The organism is Schumannella luteola, assembly GCF_013408685.1.
Classification (GTDB): Bacteria; Actinomycetota; Actinomycetes; order Actinomycetales; family Microbacteriaceae; genus Schumannella; species Schumannella luteola.
This window is the reverse complement of sequence record NZ_JACBZY010000001.1, coordinates 1,645,173-1,665,924: the sequence shown is the minus strand read 5'-3', so window position 1 is coordinate 1,665,924 and position 20,752 is coordinate 1,645,173. Positions and strand designations below refer to the sequence as shown.

The following is a 20,752-nucleotide window of genomic DNA, read 5'->3' as shown; positions in this document are numbered from 1 at the left end:
ATGAACGCGCCCGCGCGGAATGGTGAACGGGAACAGAACCGGATCAGGTCTCGTGGCACCAGTTCGGGGGTCGACCGTTGTGACCCGTCAACGAACAGACGACAGGCGTCGCGCAACTGTGACCCGTGAGGCTGGTGGGACCTCTCCGGCGCCGCTGACGACGACGGCGCCGCCCCGAGCGGATGCTGCGGGACGGCGCCGGAAGAGCGGTTCGGGAGTCGGACTCAGTCCTCGACGTCGAGACGCACGGTCCAGCCGTGGCGGTCCTCCACGCGGCCGTACTGGATGCCGGTCAGCTCCTCGCGCAGCGACAGCGCGATCGACTCGGCCGGCACCGGGAACTCGATGCGGAGATCGGCGTTGCGCAGCACGGCGATCGGGGTGACGACGGCGGCCGTGCCGCACGCGAATGCCTCGACGATCTCGCCCGAGGCCACGCCCTCGCGCACCTCGTCGATCGACACTCGACGCTGCTCGGTCGTGTAGCCGCGGTCGCGCCCGAGCTGCAGCAGCGAGTCGAGCGTGATGCCCTCGAGGATCGAGTCCGACTCGGGCGTGATCAGCTTGCCGTCGCGCGTCACGAGCACGACGTTCATGCCGCCGAGCTCTTCGAGGTACGTGCCCTCCTCGGCATCCAGGAACAGCACCTGCTGGCAGTCGTTGGCGTAGGCCTCCTGCTGCGCGACCAGCGAGGCGGCGTAGTTGCCGCCGGTCTTCGCCGCGCCCATGCCGCCGTGGCCGGCGCGCGTGTACTTCGTCGACAGCCAGATCTCGAGCGGCTCGATGCCGCCGGTGAAGTACGCGCCCGCGGGGCTCGCGATCACGTAGTAGTTGACCTTCTTCGCCGCACGCACACCCAGGAACGCCTCCTTGGCGAACATGAAGGGGCGCAGGTAGAGGCTCGTCTCCGGCGCGCTCGGCACCCAGTCGGCATCCGCCTGGATCAGCTGCTTGAGCGAGTCGAGGAAGTGGGCCGTCGGCAGCTCGGGCAGCGCGAGACGTGCGGCCGAGCGCTGCATGCGCGCGGCGTTCGCCTCGGGACGGAAGGTGCGGATGCCGCCGTCGGCCCAGCGGTACGCCTTCAGCCCCTCGAAGACCTCCTGCGCGTAGTGCAGCACCGACGCGGCCGGGTCGATCGAGATCGGGCCGTAGGGCTGCACGCGCGGGCGGTGCCAGCCGCCCCACTCCGACCAGCAGATGTCGACCATGTGATCGGTGAAGAACTGGCCGAAGCCGGGGTTCGCGAGGATCTGCTCGCGCTCCTCGACGGTCTTGGCGTTCTCATTGCGGGTCACGGCGAAGGTGAGGTCCTTCGGGGCCATCGGCAGCTGGATGGGCATGTGCTCTCTCCGGGGTCGTGGGATGTCAGTGGGTGGGCGCCGCCGCCGCGACGCGCTGCGCGATCGCCGCCCCGACCTCGGAGGTCGTGCGGGTCGCGGAGCCGCGCTCGGCGAGGTCGGCGCTGACGGCCGCGGTCACGCGGGCGGCCGCCTCCGGGAGCCCGACATGGTCGAGCAGGAGCGCCGCCGACAGGATCGCGGCAGTGGGATCGGCCTTCTGCTGCCCGGCGATGTCGGGAGCAGAGCCGTGAACCGGCTCGAACATGCTCGGGAACGCGCCCTCCGGGTTGACGTTGCCCGAGGCGGCGAGCCCGATGCCGCCGCTGATCGCGCCGGCCAGATCGGTCAGGATGTCGCCGAAGAGGTTGTCGGTGACGATGACGTCGAACCTAGCAGGGTCGGTCACCAGGAAGATCGTCGCCGCATCCACGTGCAGGTAGTCCCAGACCACGTCCGGGTGATTGGCCGCCTCCTCCGCGACGAGGCGCGACCAGGTGGAGCCCGCGTGCGTCAGCACGTTCGTCTTGTGCACCAGCGTGACCTTCTTGCCGCGCTTCTCGGCCAGCTCGAAGGCGTGCTTCACGACGCGCTCGACCCCGTGCGCGGTGTTGATGCTCACCTCGGTCGAGATCTCGTGCGGCGTGCCCTGACGGATGACGCCGCCGTTGCCGACGTACGGCCCCTCGGTGCCCTCGCGCACGATCACGAAGTCGACCTCGCCCGGGTTCGCGAGCGGGCTCGTGACCGAGGGGTAGAGCTTCGTCGGGCGCAGGTTGACGTAGTGGTCGAAGGCGAAGCGCAGCTTGAGCAGCAGTCCGCGCTCGATGATGCCGCCCGCGAGACGCGCGTCGCGGGGGTCTCCGCCCACCGCCCCGAACAGGATCGCCTCGTGCTGCGTGAGCGAGGCCAGGTCGCCGTCGTCGAGGATGTGGCCGGTCGCGAGGAAGTGCTCGGCGCCGAAGGGGTACTCGGTGGTCGTCACCTCGACGTCGGACCCGACCGCGGCCGTCAGCACGGCGAGCGCCTCGGCGACCACCTCGACTCCGATTCCGTCTCCGGGGATGGTGGCGAGGTCGAGAACGCGGGTCACGCAGGGGCTCCTGTCGGTGCGGGAACGGAAGTCGCCAGCCGCGCGGCGGAGCCGCCGTCGACTGCGCGCTCAGCCTACTCCGGCGGTTCCTGGCCCTCGTTGCGACGGCGCTCGCGCCCGCCCGCGCTCAGCCGAGCGTGGAGAGGTACCCGGCGAGGGTGCCGACGAGCGAGACACGACGAGGTTCGCGCCGCAGGATCGCGTCCGGTCGGCGCGGACGACGACGCATCCTGTGGATGGCACACGTGACCCCGTCGCCCGGAGAGGCGACGGGGCCACGTGGTCGGTCGATCGGCCGTCGTCGCGTGGACGGCAGACCGCACCGGAGCGGACCGCCCGCTGCAGCGGCGCAGGCCTCAGATGAAGCGGTAGAACAGGCTGCTGAGCCAGCTGAACGCGAAGCTCAGCACGATGTAGGCCGACAGCGAGAGAGCGATCGCCGCGGGGACCTTCGACGGCTCACGTCGCACGAGCGACAGGATGGCCAGCACGCCTGCGACGAGGGCGATCACCACGACCAGGATGCTGCCGACGAACGTCAGGGTGTTGGCCGCGTCGAGCGCGCCGCTGCTGACGCTGTAGATGAGGGGCGACAGGAGCGCGCGCAGCAGATCGACGATCACCGCGATGAGCACGATGCCCGCGCCGATGCCGCCGATGCCCCAGCGGGTGAGCAGGCTGCCGGAGCGCGGCGCCGCGGCATAGCCGGGGTTCGGGTTCTGACCCGGTGCGCCGTACTGCGGAGCCGCCGTGTACTGCGCGTTCGCGGCGCCGTAGGCGCCGGCCTGAGCCTGCTGCTGCTGCGCGTACTGCTCCGCGCCCGGCTGCTGCGGCTGCGGTGAGCCGCCCTGCTGCGGTGCGGCGCTCTCGGCGGGGTCGGGGTTCTCGACGCCCTGCTCGTGACCCGGCGTCGCCGACGGCGCGGGCTGCTGCTCGTGCTGCGGCGGAGCCTCGTGCTGCGTCGGCTGCTGCGGAGCCCCGAACTGACTCTGCTGCTGCTGCGGAGTTCCCGGCTGCTGCGGAGTCCCGTACTGCCCTGGCTGCTGCGGAGCCCCGTACTGGCCCTGCTGCTGCGGAACGCCGTACTGGCCCTGCTGCTGCGGAACGCCGTACTGGCCCTGCTGCTGCGGAACGCCGTGCGGCTGCTGCGGCTGCTGGGGAGCCCCGTACGGCTGCTGCGGCTGCGCGCCGTACCCGCTGTACTGCTGCGGAGCGCCGTACTGCCCCTGCTGCGGCGGAGCCCCGAACTGACCGGACTGCTGTCCCGGCGCGGCACCCGGCTGCGGGGCGCCGTACTGCCCGGGCTGCTGCGGAGCGGACGGCTGGGCGGGAGCGGACGGCGCCGCCGGCGCTCCGGGCGCTGCGTGCGCAGGTCCGGCGTCGGGCGCGAGCGCGGCGTCCGGTCCAGCCGCGGGAGGCGGTGCAGCCGCGGGATGCGGAGCGGGCACGGAGTCTCCGCTCGGTGCGGCGGGCGGCGCCGAGATGCCGACGGGTCCTGCCGGCGGCGGGGTGATGCCTGCCGGCGGAGCGCCGATCGGCTGCGGCGAGGGAGCCTCACCAGGAGTCGCGCCGGGAGACGCGGAACGGGGCGCGCGGGAGAAGTCGCTGCGCAGGCGCGTCTGCTCCGCATCCTCGTCGAGCGCGTCTGACGGCTCCGGCGCCGACGTCACGGGCGGCTGCGGCTGCTTCGACTGCTCGGCCGGCTGCTGGGGGTCGGTCACGGGGAGCTCCTCACGCGCCGCCCGACGGCGGCTTCGCCTCCAGCCTAGGAGTGCGAGCAGAACTCCGCACCGGCCCGCGCCCCGATGCGACACGCGGCGACGCGACACGACGCATCCTGTTCACCGCGATGCGGGCGAGCCGGCCCGCCACCTCCGGAAGGCCGACGGCCCCGGCGTTGCGGGAGCGTCGGGGCCGTCGGGGCCGTCGAGTGCACGGTCGCGGACGACCGGATGCGGCGACTCAATCGAGCACGATGTCGATCTCGCGCAGCAGGCTCGCGTCGATCGCGGTGCGCACCTTCTCGAGCAGCTCCTCGGGAACGCGCGAGTCGACCGTCAGCACGCTGAGGGCCTGACCGCCGGCGCTCTGGCGGGCGATCTGCATGCCGGCGATGTTGATCTCGGCCTCGCCGAACTCGCGACCGTAGACCGCGACGATGCCGGGGCGGTCGGTGTAGAGCATCACGATGAAGTGCTCGGCGACCGGCAGCTCGACGTCGAAGCCGTTGATCTCGACGATCTTCTCGATCTGCTTCGGGCCGGTCAGGGTGCCCGACACCGAGATCTGGCTGCCGTCGGCGAGGGTGCCGCGCAGCGTGATCAGGTTGCGGTACTCGGGGCTCTCGGGGTCGGTGAGCAGGCGCGTTCCGACGCCGCGCTGCTCGGCGAGCAGCGGCGCGTTGACGTAGCTGACCTGCTCGGTGACGACGTTCGAGAAGACGCCCTTGAGCGCGGCGAGCTTGAGCACGCTCACGTCGTAGTCGACGAGCTCGCCGCGGATCTCGACATCCAGGCTCGTGATCGCGCTGCCCGCGAGACCCGAGAACACCTGGCCGAGCTTCTCGGTCAGCGGGATGCCGGGGCGCACGTAAGGGTCGATGACGCCGCCGGCGACGTTGACCGCATCCGGCACGAGCTCGCCGCCGAGCGCGAGGCGCACGGAGCGGGCGACCGAGACGCCGGCCTTCTCCTGCGCCTCGTCGGTCGAGGCGCCGAGGTGCGGCGTGACGACGACGTTCGGCAGGGCGAGCAGCGGCGAGTCCTTCGGGGGCTCGCTGACGAAGACGTCGAGTCCGGCGCCGGCGATCACGTTCGCCTGCAGGGCCTCGAACAGCGCCGCCTCGTCGATCAGGCCGCCGCGGGCGACGTTGACGATGTAGGCCGTCGACTTCATCTTGGCGAGCTGGTCGGTGCTGATCATCCCCGTGGTCTCGGGGGTCTTCGGCATGTGGATCGTGATGAAGTCGCTCTGCTCGAGCAGCTCGTCGAGGCTCAGCAGGGTCACGCCGAGCTGCTGCGCGCGGTTCGCGGTGACGTAGGGGTCGTAGGCGACGACGTTCACGCCGAAGGCCTGCAGGCGCGCGGTGATGAGCGCGCCGATGCGGCCGAGGCCGATGATGCCGACCGTCTTCTCGTAGAGCTCGGTGCCGGTGTACGACGAGCGCTTCCAGGCGCCGCCGGCGAGGCTCGCGTGCGCGGCCGGGATGTGGCGGGCGAGGCTGAGGATGTGGCCGACCGTGAGCTCGGCGGCGCTGATGATGTTCGAGGTCGGCGCGTTGACGACCATGACACCGGCTTGCGTGGCCGACTTGATGTCGACGTTGTCGAGCCCGACGCCGGCGCGGGCGACGACCTTGAGGCGCGGCGCCGCGGCGATCGCCTCGGCGTCGACCTGGGTCGCGGAGCGGATGAGGATCGCGTCGGCCTCTGCGAGCGCAGAGAGCAGAGCGGGGCGATCGGTGCCGTCGACATCGCGGATGTCGAAGTCGGGCCCGAGGGCGTCGACGGTGGCGGGCGAGAGCTGTTCGGCGATCAGGACGACCGGCTTTGACACAGGCGTAGCGGCTTTCGGTGCGACGGCGGGGGATGCCCGGTCTCGCGGAGCACCGCGTGGGCGATGCCGCATGGTGCAGTCGAGCGGCCAGAGGCGCTGCGGCCGGAGGCGCGCTGTCCGGGCGCGACCAGCCTAGTGCAGGCGCCGAGGGCCTCCGTTCCCGGTGACCTCGCGCGACCGGGCGCCGCCGGGCCGTCGCACGTGGCTCGGATGCGGCGGCGCGGAACCTGCGGCGTCCGGGCCGCTCGCGGGCACGCCGGGCGGCTTTGCGCCCGCGTCCATGCGCCGTGGGTAGCGTCGGGGCGTGCCCGACTTCCGCCGCTCCCCCGTCGCCGCCCGCCGCGTGCGCCAGGTCGCGGTCGCCGCGGCGGCCGCGGGCGGGCTCGCGATCGTGTTCGTGCTCGCCGTGCAGACCGCGCGCGGGCAGCACGTCGAGCAGGGCGTGCTCGACCTGGCCGCCTACTCGGAGTCGTCGGCGCTGCTGGCGCTGGTCAGCATCCCGGCCCTCGTCGTGGCCTGCGTGGTCGTCGCCGGCATCGCCCTGGTGCAGCGCCGCGTCGTCGGGGCAGTCGCCGGCGTGGCCGTGATCGGCGCCGCGAACGTGCTCGGCCAGGCCCTCAAGCACCTGTTGCTCGAGCGTCCGAATCTGGCGGTGGATGCCGCGAACACCTTCCCCAGCGGGCACGCCGTGGCGGTCGCCTCGGTGCTGTTCGCCCTGCTGCTGGTGAGCCCGGCGCCGGCGCGTCTGGTGCTCGCGCCGGCGAGCGCCCTGCTGCTCGGCGCCGTCGCCGTGCAGCTCGTGCACCTCGGCTGGCATCGCCCGAGCGACGTGCTCGGCGGAGTTCTGCTGGCGGCGTCGCTCGCCGCGATCGGCGCGCTCGTGCCCGGTGCCGCCCCGGCCGTCGCGCCCGGACTCCCCCGTCGCGCGACCCGCACCGTCGGCACCGCGCTGGTGGCGCTCGGCGGCGTGGCGGCGATCGTCGCGACGGCCGCCGGGACCGTGCGGGCGCTCGACCTGACGCATGCCTCGATCGTGACCGCCGCCTACGCCTACGGCATGGTCATCGCCCCCGCGCTGCTGGCGCCGGCGGCGCTGCTGTGGGCGATGCCGGTGAACCGGCCCGGAGCGCGAGCGGATGCCGCGCGCGGCTCCGGCCGCACGGGCGGCATCGCGAGCGACACCCGAGTGAGGCTGCGGCTCGACGACCGGCTCACGGTCGATGACGCGCGGAGCGGATCGGGGCGACCCCGCGCCGCGAGGGACGATGCCGACCGATCCATGAATCGCGCCGCATGACCGCCGTCGACGTCGTCGCCGCCGTGCTGCGGGTCGTGCTCGCCGTGCTCTTCGTCGGCATGGGCGTGCTGCACTTCGTCCCCTCGGTCGCCCGGGGGATGCGGGCCATGATCCCGCCGATGTTCCGCCGCCCCGGCTGGCCGTCGCCGCACGCGCTGGTGGTCCTGACCGGGCTGTGCGAGATCCTCGGCGGCATCGGACTGCTCGTGCCGGGCCTGCGCCTGGTCGTCGGCGTGCTGCTCGTGCTGTTCCTGATCGCGGTGTTCCCCGCGAACGCCTACGCCGCCGCGAACCCGGAGCGCTTCGGCCGCACCGCGATCCCGTTCCTGCCGCGTCTCGTCGGCCAGGTCGTGCTCGGCGCGCTCGTGCTGCTCGCCGCCTTCGGCTGAGCGGCGCGCACCGGGTCTGCCCGCGTGCAACCAGGCCGAGGGTGGCCAGAAACTGCACGCGACACGCCGCCGCGGCGAGGCATTTCTGGCCACCCATGCTTCCCGCACATCCAGGGTGGCCAGAAACAGCACGCGACACGCCGCCACAGCGAGGCATCTCTGGCCACCCATCGATCGACTTCTCGCGAGGGGAGGCCGACGCCCGAGACCCCCGAGCGAAGCGGCCTCGGCGCCAGGTCCGCGGCGGCCGGAGCAGCCGCGGGTCAGGAGAGGCGCACGCCCGCCAGGGTGAACCAGTCGAGCGAGAAGCCCAGGGCCGCGTTCGCCGCGAGGGCGACGATGAGGATGAGGGCGCGCTCGAAGGTGGGGCGACCGCGGCCGGCGGACAGCGACGCCACGAAGAGCACGACCGGAGCCGCGACGGCGGCGATCAGCGTCGCCCAGGGGATGTCGGAGTAGCCGTTCGCCTGCAGGTACCGGGGCAGTCCGACCAGGTTGCCGAGCGCGGCGTAGCCGCTCACCAGGAACAGGAACGCGAAGACGATCGCGACGATCAGGTCGGCGACGCCGAAGCGCTGCCGGCGGAGGGTGCCGTCGATCTCGACGTCGTCGTACTCGTCGTCCTCGTCGCCATCCAGATCGCTCTCGAAGGGCTCCGCATCGCGCAGTTCGGCCGGCAGGTCGTCGTCGACGCCCGAGTGCTCGAGGTCGCGGGCTCGGCCGTCGCGCTTCGCGCTCTCGTCGCGGGTCACAGCAGGCTCCCCATCAGGTAGGGCCACGGCAGCAGCAGCGGCGTTCCGAGCAGCATCCAGCCGGCGCGCACGAGCAGGCGCGCGTCGCGGGTGAGGTGCACGACGGTCACGAACCAGAGCGCGCTCGCGACCAGCGCGAGGAACTGGCTGATGCGGGCGATCGCGTCGACCCAGCCGGTCGATCCGCTGCCGAGGGCCGTGCCGACGATGCCCTGCACCGCCAGGATCCAGCCCACCGTGAAGGCCAGGTAGACCACCGCGAAGACGCCGGTGACGAGCAGGCGGACGGGGTCGCGGCGCGGACGCTCGCCGTCCACGGCCAGGTCGGCTTCGAGGTCGGCGGCGGCGGCGGCGCGCTCAGCGTCGTCGTCGAGCTCGACGTCACGCAGCGGACGCCCGTCGACGATCGACGAGCGCGGACGTCGCGTCGCCGACGCCGAGCGCGGGTCGGTCAGCGAGGTCGTGCGACCGAGCTCGTCGTCGCCCTCCCAGCTGAGGGCGTCGTCCTCGTCGGCCGTGTCGTCGTCCAGCTCATCGTGCTGGTCGTCGGCGTCAGCGAGCTGGTCGGGCTCGTCGGGCTTGCTGTCGTCGCGCTCCGCCATGCCTCAGCGGTCCAGGCGCAGCTGCACGACCTCGACGAGCGAGTCGAACAGCGGATGCCCGGGCTCGATCCCGGTGATCTCGCGCGCCAGCTCGGCGGCCGGTCTGCCGCTCGCGAGCAGCGCCTGCAGCTCGACGCTCTCCGCGTCCTCGGGCACGTCGAAGCGCAGCGCGGCGCCGACGGCGTTGAGCAGATCCCAGGCGGGCAGTCCGCGCTCGGCCAGCTCGGCGGCGGGGCCGATGAAGCGCTCGTGGCGGCTCAGCTTGCGCAGCGGGCCTCGGCCGACCCGCTCGCAGGTGTCGGGCAGCTCGGGGTTCGAGATGCGCTTGAGCGTCTTCTCGATGTAGGCCTGCTGCTCGTCGTCGCTGAAGCCGTGCTTCGCCACGAGCAGCGCCTTGGTCTCGGCGAGCACCGCGCGCACCTCGGCCTGCAGCTCGGGGGTGGCGAGGGCCTCGCGGATGCGCGTCCAGCCCCGGTCGAGCCCGTGGTAGGCGGCGGCGGCGTGCGCCGTGTTGACGGTGAAGAGCTTGCGCTCGATGAAGGGGCGCAGGTCGTCGACCCAGGTGACGCCGTGGATGTCGGGGGTCGCGCCGGGGAACGGCGTGCGGTCGACCACCCACTCGTGGAACGACTCGATCGTCACGTCGAGGCCGCCGTGCTGCTCGGGCACGATGCGGTCGATCGCGCAGTTCGCGAAGATCGCGTTCGGCTCGGCGTTGAGCTTCAGCACCTCGGCGGCGAGGATGTCGGTTCCGCCGATCGCGTTCTCGCACGCGATCACGACGAGCGGGGCCGCATCGGGGTCGCGCAGCGCGAGGCCCTGGGCGATGACGGGGGCGACGAAGGGCAGGATGCGGGCGCCCACCGCGGTCGTGACGACCTCGGCCTCGGCGATCGCGGCCACCACATCCGACTCCTGCGAGCGGCTGTTCAGCGCCCGGTAGCCGTCGACGACCTTGTCGACCGCGCCCTCGCCGATCTCGTGCACGAGGTAGCTCGGCTGCGCCTGCAGCGCGCCGATGAGCTCCTCGTTGACGTCGGCGAAGACGACCTCGTATCCGCTCTCGTGCAGGAACTGGGCCACGAAGCCGCGGCCGATGTTGCCGGCACCGAAGTGCACCGCTGATCTGCTCACGCCCTCCATCATGCCGTGCCCGCGGCTGTACGCGACCCGCGGATGCGCCCGGGCGCGGCGGCAGGGCACGACGACGGGGCGGCGGCGCCCGGTGATCGGCGACGGGTCGCCGCGACACGCGCGGGCGGAGGTTCAGGTGGAGCCTCACGGATGCGGCGCACGGCGCGCGGTGCCAGGATCGAGGGATGGAATCGGAGCGGTCGGTGCGGGAGCGTCTCTCCTCCGCCTCCGTGACCGTGGTCGGCGCCGGCGCGATCGGCTCGCGTGTGGCGACGACGCTCGCCGCCTCCGGCGTCGGCACGATCGAGATCGTCGACGACGCCCGCGACGGCGAGACCTGGCGGGCCGAGACCGTCGCCGGGGCGATCGCCGCGACGGTGGCGACCACGCATCCGCAGACCGTCGTGCGCGCCCGCCCGACCCGGCTGGCCGCCGGCAGCACCTTCGATCTGCTGCTCGACGCCGATCTCGTGATCGACGCGAGCGACGACCCGGCGACCCGCTACGCCAGCAACGACGGCGCGGCCGTCGTGAGCATCCCCATGGTGTGGGCGACCGCGGATGCCGAGGGCGGCGAGATCGGCAGCGGCTGGGACGAGATCGAGCTCGATTACCGCGATGCGCACCCCGAGCACGCGGCCGACGGCGAGCCGGCATCCGGCGCGCGCCGTCGGCCGGGCGAGCCCTCCCTCGCCCTCGTCACCGCGACGGCGGCCCTCGCCTCCGAGTTCGCGCTGACGCTGCTGCGCGACCGCGGCACGGCCGGGCTGCTCGTGCTGCTCGACCGCACCGGCACGGTCGGCGAGCGGATGCTGCTCAGCCGCGCCGAGCAGGTGCGGCCGGGCTCGATCGAGGAGGTCACGGCGCCGGTCGAGCATCCCGACGATCTCGGCGTCTCGGCGGTCGAACTGGCGCAGCTGCTCGCGCCCGAGAGCCTCGGGCTGGTCGAGGAGCGCCCCGTGCTGCTCGACGTGCGCGAGCCGGCCGAGGCCGAGATCGCGCGCATCCCCGGATCGCTGCTGATCCCCTTCGGCGAGCTGACGCTGCGGATGGGCGAGCTCGATCCGGCGAAGCCGCTCGTCGTCTACTGCCACCACGGCATCCGCTCGGATGAGGCGCTCACGATCCTGCGCCGCCAGGGCTTCGCCGCTCGGCACCTCACGGGCGGCATCGAGTCGTGGTCGCTCACGGTCGACCCGGCCGTGCCCCGCTACTGACCTCGCCGGCCTGGCTCCGCGAGAGTACGCGGATTGCGCGCTCAGGACACCCTCGGCAGGCGCAAAGTGCGTACTCTCGCGGAGAACGCCGGGACGAGGGCGGATGCGGTCAGCTGCGGCCGGGACGGGTCGTCGGCAGCAGGGCCAGGTCGCGCGTCGAGGGCTTCGCAGGGCCCGCCGTCGTGAGCCCCGTCGTGGCGACCCGCTTCGCGTACTGGAAGGTCACGTGCGCGGTGAACTCGTCATCCGCGTCGCCGTAGCGGTCCTGCGTGCCGGCGGCGATCACGTTCCACGGGCGGTCGTTCGACGGCGAGGCGTCGCTGCCGTTGTCGGCGAGGAACTGCTCGTAGTCGTAGGGGTACGACGCCGTGGCCTTCAGCTGGGTCGAGAAGGTGTCGACCGCGATCGTGCCCGAGGCGAGGTCGAGCTGCAGCAGGCGCTGGAATCCGGTCGCGCGCTGACCCGTGTGCGTGCGGAACTCCTGGTAGTCGGCCAGCAGCTCGACCACGTCGTGACCCGGCAGACCGCCCGCATCCTCGGTCGTGATCTGGCCGATGCCGTGGAAGTGCCCCGACAGCACCGCGATCACGTTGCGGTTCGGCGCGACCACGCGATCCCACAGCTCATCGGCGCGCGACACCCAGCGCGACGAGCTCGACCGCTGCGCGGGCGCATCCCGCAGCTTCGGGCTGAGGTGCTCGTGCGTCGAGACGACGACGTTGCGGTCGGGATGCGCGGCCACGACCCGCTCGGCCCAGTCGATCTCGCGCTCGCCGTAGGCGTAGGGCAGCGACAGCATGAGGAAGTCGGCGCCGCCGGCGCTGATCAGCGAGTAGTTGGCGGCGTTGTCGCCCGGCGCGATGGATCCGCCGTACCAGGGCTGCGCGGCGTAGCGGTCGGGGCCGAAGAACTCGTCGAAGAGCGTGTAGTCGATGCCGCGCTTCGAGTCGTGGTTGCCCGGCAGCACGCTGTTGGGCACGCCGGCGCGGTCGAGGATGCCCTGGATGCTCGACGCCCGCGCGAACTCGGCGCGCGCCCGCACGTCGCTCTGGTCGGGGTCGACCCAGTTCTGCACGAGGTCGCCGGTGTGGGTCGCGAAGGCGATCTTGCGGCTCGCGGCGTTGTCGGCGATCCAGCTCAGCTCCTCGGCGTAGACCTCGGGGTAGGCGTCGCTGAGGTACTGCGTGTCGGTGACGTGCGAGATCGCGAGGTCGTAGTCGTCGGGGTTCTCGAGCCGGCCGTCGATCCCGCCGTCGATCGTGGCCTTCGTGCGCGGGCCGTCCTGCACGAGGGCGATGACCTTGCCGTCGCGGATCTCGCCGGCCTTCAGCGCGCCGCTCAGCGCGATCGGGGCGCCGGATGCGGTCGGGTCGGTGCCGGCGGCGAGGCGACGCCACTCCGAGCCGGTCCAGACCGAGAGCTGCAGCTCGTTGCGGCCCGTCGTCGCGCCCGCCCAGCCGATGCGGCTGCCGGTCTTCAGGCCCGTCGCATCCAGCTCGAAGCGCTGGTATGGGTAGCCGTAGGCGTGATCGACGGCCTCGGGGGATGCCCCGGGTGCGCTGCCGTCGGCGGGCGAGGTCGCGCCGATCGACGCCGGGTCGAGCGGCGTCTCGCCGTCGGCGTGCGCGGCGGTGAGCCGGCCGTTCTGGCTCGCGCCCGACCAGGCGCGCAGCACCGTCGCGGCGGTGCCCGCCAGGGGCTTGGCGGTGGATGCGGCGCCGGTCTTCGCGGCATCGGCCTTCGCGGCATCGGTCTTCGCTGCGCCGACTCCGGTCGGCGCCGTACTCGCCGTCGTGTCGGCTTCCGCCGCGGGGGCCGAGCCCGTCGCCGTGTCGCCCGCGCGCGCCTCGGTCTCGGCGCGGTAGTCCTCGTCGAGCTTCGCGCGCTGACCGGGGGTCGCCTCGGCGGCGCGGAAGTCGTCGGCGTCCGACCCCGTGAAGGCGACGCGCTGGAAGCTCTGGCCGCGCATCCGGTCGACCAGATAGGTCGTGAGCGTCAGCCCCTTCGAGCAGGGGCTGACCGTGTCGATGCTCGAGTCGAGCTCGTTGCGGCCGTAGACGCCGACACTGTCGACCCGCTCGCCGCGCTCATCGGCCAGCCAGACGCCGGTGCCGAGGAAGCTCAGGGTCGTGTCGTAGCTCGCCTGCGCGCCGCGCGCGTCGGTCGTGCCGGCGCGCGCCACGGTCCAGGTCGCGCCAGGCTTCAGCTTCGTGCCCGCCGGGATCGTCGTCTGCACGGCGGGCGCGCGGAGGCCATCGGCCATGCAGCGGCGCAGCGTCCAGCCGCCGACGTCGATCGTGCGCTCGCCGTAGTTGGCGATCTCGATGAAGTTGCGCTGCGTCAGCTTCGCCGGCAGCACCGGAGCGCCCGGGTCGTTCGCGATCTCGCTGATCGCGACGCCGCGCTCCGCCTTCGCGGGGTAGGCGAACGCCGTGCGGAACACGCTCGACTCCCGCGTCGCGTTCGCGGCGCCGGGGGTGCGCGGGGCGATGATCCAGCCGGGGGTGGATGCGGCTGCCGCAGCGTCGCCCGCATCGGCGCTGGCGGCTGCGCTCGACCCCGGCTCGGCCCGCTGCCACGACTCGTCGGCCACCGCATCCAGGATCGCCGGCAGCTTCGCGTCGCCCTCCTGGCAGGCGCTGTCGCCGTACTGGCTCACGGCGACGCGGTCGGCGAGCAGACCGGCCTTCGTGCGCAGCAGGGCGCCCGAGCCGGCGTCGGCGAATCCCGTCTCGTAGCGCGCATCCGCGTCGCCCGCGAAGCCCGTCCCGGCCGCGAGCCAGCGCGCGCCCGGCGCGAGCTCGGTGCCGGCGGCGATCGTGGTCTGCAGGTTGCCGTGATCGAGCCGGCCCGAGGCGGTGCAGCGCAGCAGCTGCCAGCCGCCGATGTCGACGGGCGCCGACCCGTCGTTGCGCAGCTCGACGAAGTCGTCGGCGCTGCCCTTCTTGCCGGCGGTCGCGAACTCGGAGATGACGACGCCGGAGTCGTCGCGCGCCGGGGCGGCGGTCGCGTTGGGCGCGTCGATCGTGGCCGGCGCGGCCACCCAGTCGAGCTCGCTGTCGCCCGTGATCGCGCGGCGCTGCCAGCTCTGGTCGGTCGAGATGTCGAGCGAGTTCGGCAGGTTGCGCGCCGAGCCGGTCGACGGCGTGCACTCGCTCGCCGTCATCCAGGGCTGATTCGGGTAGACGCCGACGCGGTCGGCGACGCGGCCCTGCGGGTCTTCGAGCCAGATGCCGAAGCCGGTGGAGGCGTAGGGCTGCATCGTGTGCAGAGCACCCGGCATGCCGATCTTGCTGATCGTGAGCAGCTGCCCGGGCGCGAGCGTCTGGCCGATGAGATCGGCCTCGACGTCGTTGTCGTTCGCGCGCAGACCGCCCGAACTGCAGCGGTAGACCTTCCAGCCGTCGAGCTGGACCGCATCCGAGCCCCAGTTGCGCAGCTCGACGAAGCCGTCGCTGCGTGAGCGCGAGGAGCCGTTGCTCAGCTCGTTGATGAGCACGCTCGTCGTCGGGGCGTTGACGACGCCGCGGGAGCCGGCTCCCGGCTCGGGTCCTTCGGAGGTGTCCTCGCCGGCGGCGCTCGCCGAGCCGGCCGCGCTCGGGGCGGCGCCGCTGTTCGCGGAGCCGGCGCCGTCCACGGCGCCCGGCGTGCTCGCGGCACTCGGTGCGACGGATGCGGCGGCACTCGCCGCGCCCGGCGCAGCGCGTTCCGCGGCGCTCGCGGGGTCGCTCGCCGGTCCCCCGGCGGCCACACCCCCGAGAAGGATGATCGTGGCGGTCAGAGTGGCGAGGACGAGCCTGAGCACGCGGCCAGGTTCGACATCGCAGATGAACGGCTCGCCTCATCCACCCCCGTGTCGGGTGAACCGCGCATGCCCAGCGCCGCAACGCTGAGCCGACCCGCATCGGAACGCCCCCGCTCGCCCCGACCCGCGCCGGGAACGCGCCGGGAACGCCGGAGGGCGGCCCCGCTGCTGCGGGACCGCCCTCCGGGACGTGCGTGCGACGGGAGCCGCGAGAGATCAGCGCGCGGCCGAGCCCTCGACGTAGTCGGTGTCGGTCTGCTTCCACGCGAACAGCGCGCGCAGCTCCTTGCCGGTGCTCTCGATCGGGTGCGCGGCGGCCTTCTCGCGCAGCGCGAGGAACTCGACGGCGCCGTTGTCCTGGTCGTCGATGAAGCGCTTCGCGAACGCGCCCGACTGGATGTCGGCGAGAACGGCCTTCATGTTCTCCTTGACCGACGGGTCGATGACGCGCGGGCCCGAGACGTAGTCGCCGAACTCGGCCGTGTCGCTGACCGACCAGCGCTGCTTGGCGATGCCGCCCTCCCAGATGAGGTCGACGATGAGCTTGAGCTCGTGCAGCACCTCGAAGTAGGCGATCTCCGGCTGGTAGCCGGCCTCGACGAGGGTCTCGAAGCCGTACTGGATCAGCTGCGAGGTGCCGCCGCAGAGGACGGCCTGCTCGCCGAAGAGGTCCGACTCGGTCTCCTCGGTGAAGGTCGTCTTGATGACGCCGGCGCGGGTGCCGCCGATGCCCTTCGCGTAGGAGAGCGCGAGGTCCCAGGCCTGGCCCGAGGCGTCGTTCTCGACGGCGATGATGTCCGGGATGCCGCGGCCGGCGACGTACTCGCGACGCACCGTGTGGCCGGGGGCCTTCGGGGCGATGAGGATGACGTCGACGCCCTCGGGCGCGTCGATGTAGCCGAAGCGGATGTTGAAGCCGTGCGCGAAGGCGAGCGCCTTGCCCTCGGTGAGGTTCGGCTTCACCGAGTCGGTGTAGATCGAGCGCTGGTGCTGGTCGGGCGCGAGGATCATGATGACGTCGGCCCACGCCGTGGCGTCCGCGACGTTGAGGACCTCGAAGCCCTCCTCCTGCGCCTTGGCGGCCGACTTCGAGCCGTCCTTGAGCGCGATCTTGACCTCGACGCCCGAGTCGCGCAGGTTCTGCGCGTGCGCGTGACCCTGCGAGCCGTAGCCGACGACGGCCACCTTCTTGCCCTGGATGATCGACAGGTCCGCGTCGTTGTCGTAGAAGATCTCAGCCATCTGCCTTGGTATCTCTCTCTGTTGGGGGTGCTGGATCCGGCTGCGTGAGCCGGGATCGGATGCGGGCTCGGGCCCGCGAGTCGGTGCGGCGCACACGGCGCCGCGGGAGGTCAGCCGCGCAGCACCCGTTCGGTGATGCTCTTCGCGCCGCGCCCGATGGCGAGCAGGCCCGACTGGGCGATCTCCTTGATGCCGTAGGGCTCGAGCACGCGCAGGAACGCCTGCACCTTGCCGCTGTCGCCGGTGACCTCGATGACGAGGGCGTCGGTGGCCACGTCGACGACGCGGGCGCGGAACAGGTTCACGGCCTCGAGGATCTGCGAGCGGGTCGTGTTGTCGACGCGCACCTTGATCAGCAGGTGCTCGCGCTGAACCGACTGGTTCGGGTCGAGCTCGACGATCTTGATGACGTTGACCAGCTTGTTGAGCTGCTTGGTGACCTGCTCGAGCGGCAGCTCGTCGACATCCACCACGACGGTGATGCGCGAGAGGCCCTCGATCTCGGTCGGACCGACCGCGAGGCTGTTGATGTTGAAGCCGCGGCGCGCGAACAGTCCGGCGACGCGGGTCAGCAGACCCGGCTTGTCCTCGACGAGGAGGCTGAGCACGTGAGTCGTCATGGCTTTACTCCTCTCCCCACTCGGGGGCGTGGTCACGGGCGTACTGCACCTGCGAGTTGCCGACGCCCTGCGGCACCATCGGCCACACCATCGCGTCGCGGCTGACGACGAAGTCGATCACCACGGGGCGGTCGTTCGTCTCGATCGCGAGCTTGATGGCCGCGTCGATCTCCTCCGGCTTCGTGACGCGGATGCCGAGGGCGCCGTAGGCGTCGGCCAGCTTCACGAAGTCGGGGATCATGCGGGTCTGCTCGGTCTCGTTCACCGAGCCGGTGTTGAGGTCGGTGAAGGAGTGGCGGCCGTCATAGAACAGCGTCTGCCACTGGCGCACCATGCCCAGCGAGCTGTTGTTGATGATCGCGACCTTGATCGGGATGTCGTTGATCGCGCAGGTGGCGAGCTCCTGATTGGTCATCTGGAAGCAGCCGTCGCCGTCGATCGCCCACACGAGGCGGTCGGGCTCGGCGACCTTCGCGCCCATCGCGGCCGGAACCGAGTAGCCCATTGTTCCGGCGCCGCCGGAGTTGAGCCAGGCGTGCGGGCGCTCGTACTTGATGAACTGCGCGGCCCACATCTGGTGCTGGCCGACGCCCGCGGCGTAGACCGCCTCGGGGCCGGAGAGCTCGCCGATGCGCTGGATGACGTGCTGCGGCGACAGGAGTCCGTCATCCGGCTCGGTGTAGCCGAGCGGGTAGGCGGTGCGCAGCTGCTCGAGGCGCTCCCACCACGGCGCGAGGTCGGCGCGCGACTCGGCGGTGATCTCCTTGTAGGCGGCGATCAGGTCGATGAGCACCTCCTTCGCGTCGCCCACGATCGGCACGTCCGCGTGACGGATCTTGCCGATCTCGGCCGGGTCGATGTCGACGTGCACGACCTTCGCGTCGGGCGCGAACTCGCTCGGCTTGCCGGTGACGCGGTCGTCGAAGCGGGCGCCGAGGCTGAACACCAGGTCGCTCTCCTGCAGACCGAGCACCGCGGGAACGGCGCCGTGCATGCCGGGCATGCCGAGGTTCTGCCGGTGCGAGTCGGGGAAGACGCCGCGCGCCATGAGCGTCGTGACGATCGGCGCTCCAGTCAGCTCGGCGAACTCGAGCAGCTCGGCCGCAGCCTCCGCGCGCACGGTGCCGCCGCCGACGTAGAGCACCGGGCGGTGCGAGGAGGCGAGCAGCTCGGCCGCGGCGTGGATCTGCTTGCCGTGCGCCTTCGTGACGGGGCGGTAGCCGGGCAGGTCGACGGCCGAGGGCCAGATGAAGGGCGCCGAGTTCTGCTGGGCGTCCTTCGTCACATCCACCAGCACCGGGCCGGGGCGGCCGGTCGTGGCGATCTGGTAGGCGCGCGCCAGAGCGAGCGGCACCTCCTCCGGCGTCTTGACCAGGATCGAGTGCTTCGTGATCGGCATCGTGATGCCGACGATGTCGATCTCCTGGAAGGCGTCGGTGCCCATCAGCGTCGAGAAGACCTGGCCGGTGAGGGCGATCATCGGCACCGAGTCCATGTAGGCGTCGGCGATGGCCGTGACCAGGTTGGTGGCGCCGGGGCCGGAGGTCGCGATCGCGACGCCGACCCGTCCGCTCGCCGCGGCGTAGCCCTCGGCCGCGTGGCCGGCGCCCTGCTCGTGGCGCACGAGGATGTGGCGCACCTCCTTCGAGGCCATCAGCTCGTCGTAGAACGGGATGATGGCGCCGCCCGGCAGACCGAACACGTCGGTGATGCCGAGCTTGGCGAAGGAGGCGAGGATGGCGCCCGAACCGGTGAGCACCGGCGGCTCACCGGAGTTCGGGCGGGCGGCAGGCGCGGGAGATGCGTCCGCAGTCATGGGGAACCCTTCGTGTCGAGGTGTCTGACGACGCGGATGCGCACGATCGCGCGGTGCCGCGCCGAAGCGGAGAGGAACTACCCGGTGACCGCGCCTTCCGCAGCGGAACGCACGAGCTTCGAGTACTTCGCGAGAACGCCACGGGTATAGCGCGGGGGAAGCGGAGCCCAGCCGTCACGGCGGGCTTCCAACTCGGCCTCATCGACGATCAGGTCGATGGACCGGGAAGCGATATCGACCCGTATCAGATCACCATCGCGCACGAAGGCGATAGGACCTGCGTCCACTGCCTCGGGTGCGATGTGGCCGATGCACAGGCCGGTTGTGCCGCCTGAGAATCGTCCGTCCGTCAACAGTAGTACATCGGCGCCGAGGCCCGCGCCCTTGATGGCCGCCGTGATGGCGAGCATCTCGCGCATGCCCGGGCCGCCCTTCGGGCCCTCGTAGCGGATGACCACCACGTCGCCCTTCTGGATCTCGCCGTTCGTCAGCGCGTCCATCGCCGCGCGCTCGCGCTCGAACACGCGGGCCGGGCCCTCGAAGGTGGCGGCGTCGAAACCGGCCGTCTTCACCACGGCGCCCTCGGGGGCGAAGGAGCCCTTGAGGATCGTGAGTCCGCCGGTCTCGTGGATGGGGTTGTCGAGCGTGCGCAGCACCGAGCCGTCGAGCGCCGGCGGGTTGATGTCGGCCAGGTTCTCGGCCATCGTCTTGCCGGTCACGGTCATCACGTCGCCGTGCATGAGTCCGGCATCCAGCAGCGCCTTCATCAGCACCGGCAGGCCGCCGCGGCGGTCGACGTCGTTCATGACGTACTGGCCGAAGGGCTTGAGGTCGCCGATGTGCGGCACCTTCGAGCCGATGCGGTTGAAGTCGTCGAGGGTCAGCTCGACCTGCGCCTCGCGGGCGATCGCGAGCAGGTGCAGCACGATGTTGGTCGAGCCGCCGAGGGCCATGCCGACGGCGATGGCGTTCTCGAAGGCCTCCTTGGTCAGGATGTCCTTGGTCGAGATGCCCTTGCGCAGCAGGTTGACGACGGCCTCGCCCGAGCGGTGCGCGTAGTAGTCGCGGCGGCGGTCGTAACTGGGCGGACTGGCGGATCCGGGGATCGACAGGCCGAGCGCCTCGGCGACGGAGGCCATCGTGTTGGCGGTGTACATGCCACCGCACGCGCCCTCGCCCGGGGCGAAGGCGCACTCGATCGCGTGCGCATCCTCTTCGCTCATCAGGCCCGCCTTGACGGCGCCGACCGCGGCGAAGGAGTCGATGATCGTGATGTCGTGCTCGCTGCCGTCGCTGAGACGCACCCAGCCGGGGGCGATCGAGCCGGCATAGAGGAACACGCTCGGCAGCTCGAGACGGGCCGCGGCCATGAGCATGCCGGGGATCGACTTGTCGCAGCCGGCCAGCAGCACCGAGCCGTCGAGGCGCTCGCCCTGCATGACCGTCTCGACGCTGTCGGCGATGACCTCACGGCTGACGAGGGAGAAGTGCATGCCCTCGTGGCCCATCGAGATGCCGTCGCTGACCGAGACGGTGCCGAACTGCAGCGGGTAGCCGCCGCCGGCGTGCACGCCCTCCTTGGCGGCGCGCGCCAGGCGGTCGAGGCTCAGGTTGCACGGCGTGATCTCGTTCCACGAGCTCGCGATGCCGATCTGCGACTTGTCCCAGTCGGCGTCGCCCATGCCGACTGCGCGGAGCATGCCGCGGCTGGTCGTGGCTTCGATGCCATCGGTGACAGTGCGGGAGCGGGGCTTGTGATCGATCTGCGACGCGGCGGGCGCGCCGGAATCCTCAGGAGTTGCCGGCATGGGTCGAGTCTAGGACTCGCCGGGGGTGCGGATGTGCGGCGGCGGATGACCGTCGGGTGACGGCGACGGGCTCGCGTCGGCCACT

Annotated in this window: 15 protein-coding genes; 3 read left to right on the top strand and 12 right to left on the bottom strand. The window is 72.0% G+C overall.

Annotated features, from left to right (window positions below):
- Window positions 1–224: 224 nt before the first annotated feature.
- The 4 genes from BJ979_RS07385 to serA form a co-directional block, all read right to left on the bottom strand.
- Entirely contained in the window at window positions 225–1,340 is a 1,116-nt protein-coding gene (locus BJ979_RS07385) for a branched-chain amino acid aminotransferase (protein ID WP_218853462.1), read from the bottom strand.
- Between the two features lie 25 nt (window positions 1,341–1,365).
- On the bottom strand, window positions 1,366–2,430 hold the full coding sequence (locus tag BJ979_RS07380; protein ID WP_179566681.1) for a 3-isopropylmalate dehydrogenase: 1,065 nt from the start codon (window positions 2,428–2,430) through the stop codon (window positions 1,366–1,368).
- Between the two features lie 356 nt (window positions 2,431–2,786).
- On the bottom strand, window positions 2,787–4,151 hold the full coding sequence (locus BJ979_RS07375; protein WP_179566680.1) for a DUF5336 domain-containing protein: 1,365 nt from the start codon (window positions 4,149–4,151) through the stop codon (window positions 2,787–2,789).
- Window positions 4,152–4,392: 241 nt separating this feature from the next.
- Window positions 4,393–5,985: a phosphoglycerate dehydrogenase gene (serA, locus tag BJ979_RS07370; RefSeq protein ID WP_179566679.1), complete on the bottom strand. Its 1,593-nt coding sequence runs from the start codon at window positions 5,983–5,985 to the stop codon at window positions 4,393–4,395.
- A gap of 304 nt (window positions 5,986–6,289) precedes the next feature.
- Between serA and BJ979_RS07365 the strand changes: the two genes are divergently transcribed.
- Both BJ979_RS07365 and BJ979_RS07360 read left to right on the top strand, forming a co-directional pair.
- Window positions 6,290–7,282, top strand: a complete 993-nt coding sequence (locus BJ979_RS07365) for a phosphatase PAP2 family protein (protein WP_179566678.1) — start codon at window positions 6,290–6,292, stop codon at window positions 7,280–7,282.
- Window positions 7,279–7,671, top strand: coding sequence for a DoxX family membrane protein (locus BJ979_RS07360; protein ID WP_179566677.1), 393 nt, complete (start codon window positions 7,279–7,281; stop codon window positions 7,669–7,671). Before BJ979_RS07365 ends, BJ979_RS07360 begins: the two co-directional genes overlap by 4 nt.
- A gap of 263 nt (window positions 7,672–7,934) precedes the next feature.
- On the opposite strand, the gene BJ979_RS07355 is transcribed toward BJ979_RS07360, so the two are convergent.
- Genes BJ979_RS07355 through BJ979_RS07345 form a run of 3 tightly spaced genes read right to left on the bottom strand, consistent with a single transcriptional unit; the run spans window position 7,935 to window position 10,159 of the window.
- Complete coding sequence (locus BJ979_RS07355; protein ID WP_179566676.1) at window positions 7,935–8,423, bottom strand: hypothetical protein; 489 nt, start codon at window positions 8,421–8,423, stop codon at window positions 7,935–7,937.
- Entirely contained in the window at window positions 8,420–9,025 is a 606-nt protein-coding gene (locus BJ979_RS07350) for a hypothetical protein (RefSeq protein WP_179566675.1), read from the bottom strand. The genes BJ979_RS07355 and BJ979_RS07350 overlap by 4 nt, the downstream gene beginning before the upstream one ends.
- Window positions 9,026–9,028: 3 nt before the next feature.
- A complete protein-coding gene (locus BJ979_RS07345; protein ID WP_343046629.1) occupies window positions 9,029–10,159 on the bottom strand; it encodes a mannitol-1-phosphate 5-dehydrogenase in 1,131 nt (376 codons plus the stop codon).
- 185 nt (window positions 10,160–10,344) lie between these two features.
- Between BJ979_RS07345 and BJ979_RS07340 the strand changes: the two genes are divergently transcribed.
- Window positions 10,345–11,376, top strand: a complete 1,032-nt coding sequence (locus BJ979_RS07340) for a ThiF family adenylyltransferase (RefSeq protein ID WP_179566674.1) — start codon at window positions 10,345–10,347, stop codon at window positions 11,374–11,376.
- Window positions 11,377–11,485: 109 nt separating this feature from the next.
- On the opposite strand, the gene BJ979_RS07335 is transcribed toward BJ979_RS07340, so the two are convergent.
- From BJ979_RS07335 to ilvD, 5 genes are all read right to left on the bottom strand, one after another.
- The gene (locus tag BJ979_RS07335) at window positions 11,486–15,181 is read right to left on the bottom strand and encodes a lamin tail domain-containing protein (RefSeq protein WP_179566673.1); all 3,696 of its coding nucleotides are present in this window, start codon (window positions 15,179–15,181) and stop codon (window positions 11,486–11,488) included.
- Between the two features lie 216 nt (window positions 15,182–15,397).
- Window positions 15,398–16,423: a ketol-acid reductoisomerase gene (ilvC, locus tag BJ979_RS07330; RefSeq protein WP_179566672.1), complete on the bottom strand. Its 1,026-nt coding sequence runs from the start codon at window positions 16,421–16,423 to the stop codon at window positions 15,398–15,400.
- Between the two features lie 110 nt (window positions 16,424–16,533).
- Window positions 16,534–17,043 (bottom strand): acetolactate synthase small subunit, encoded by a 510-nt coding sequence (gene ilvN / locus BJ979_RS07325; RefSeq protein WP_179566670.1) that lies wholly within the window; start codon window positions 17,041–17,043, stop codon window positions 16,534–16,536.
- Between the two features lie 4 nt (window positions 17,044–17,047).
- Entirely contained in the window at window positions 17,048–18,859 is a 1,812-nt protein-coding gene (locus tag BJ979_RS07320; protein ID WP_179566665.1) for an acetolactate synthase large subunit, read from the bottom strand.
- Between the two features lie 77 nt (window positions 18,860–18,936).
- Window positions 18,937–20,667 carry a dihydroxy-acid dehydratase gene (gene ilvD / locus BJ979_RS07315; RefSeq protein WP_179566663.1) on the bottom strand — a complete coding sequence of 577 codons (1,731 nt, stop codon included), beginning with the start codon at window positions 20,665–20,667 and terminating at the stop codon, window positions 18,937–18,939.
- Between the last annotated feature and the right edge of the window lie 85 nt (window positions 20,668–20,752).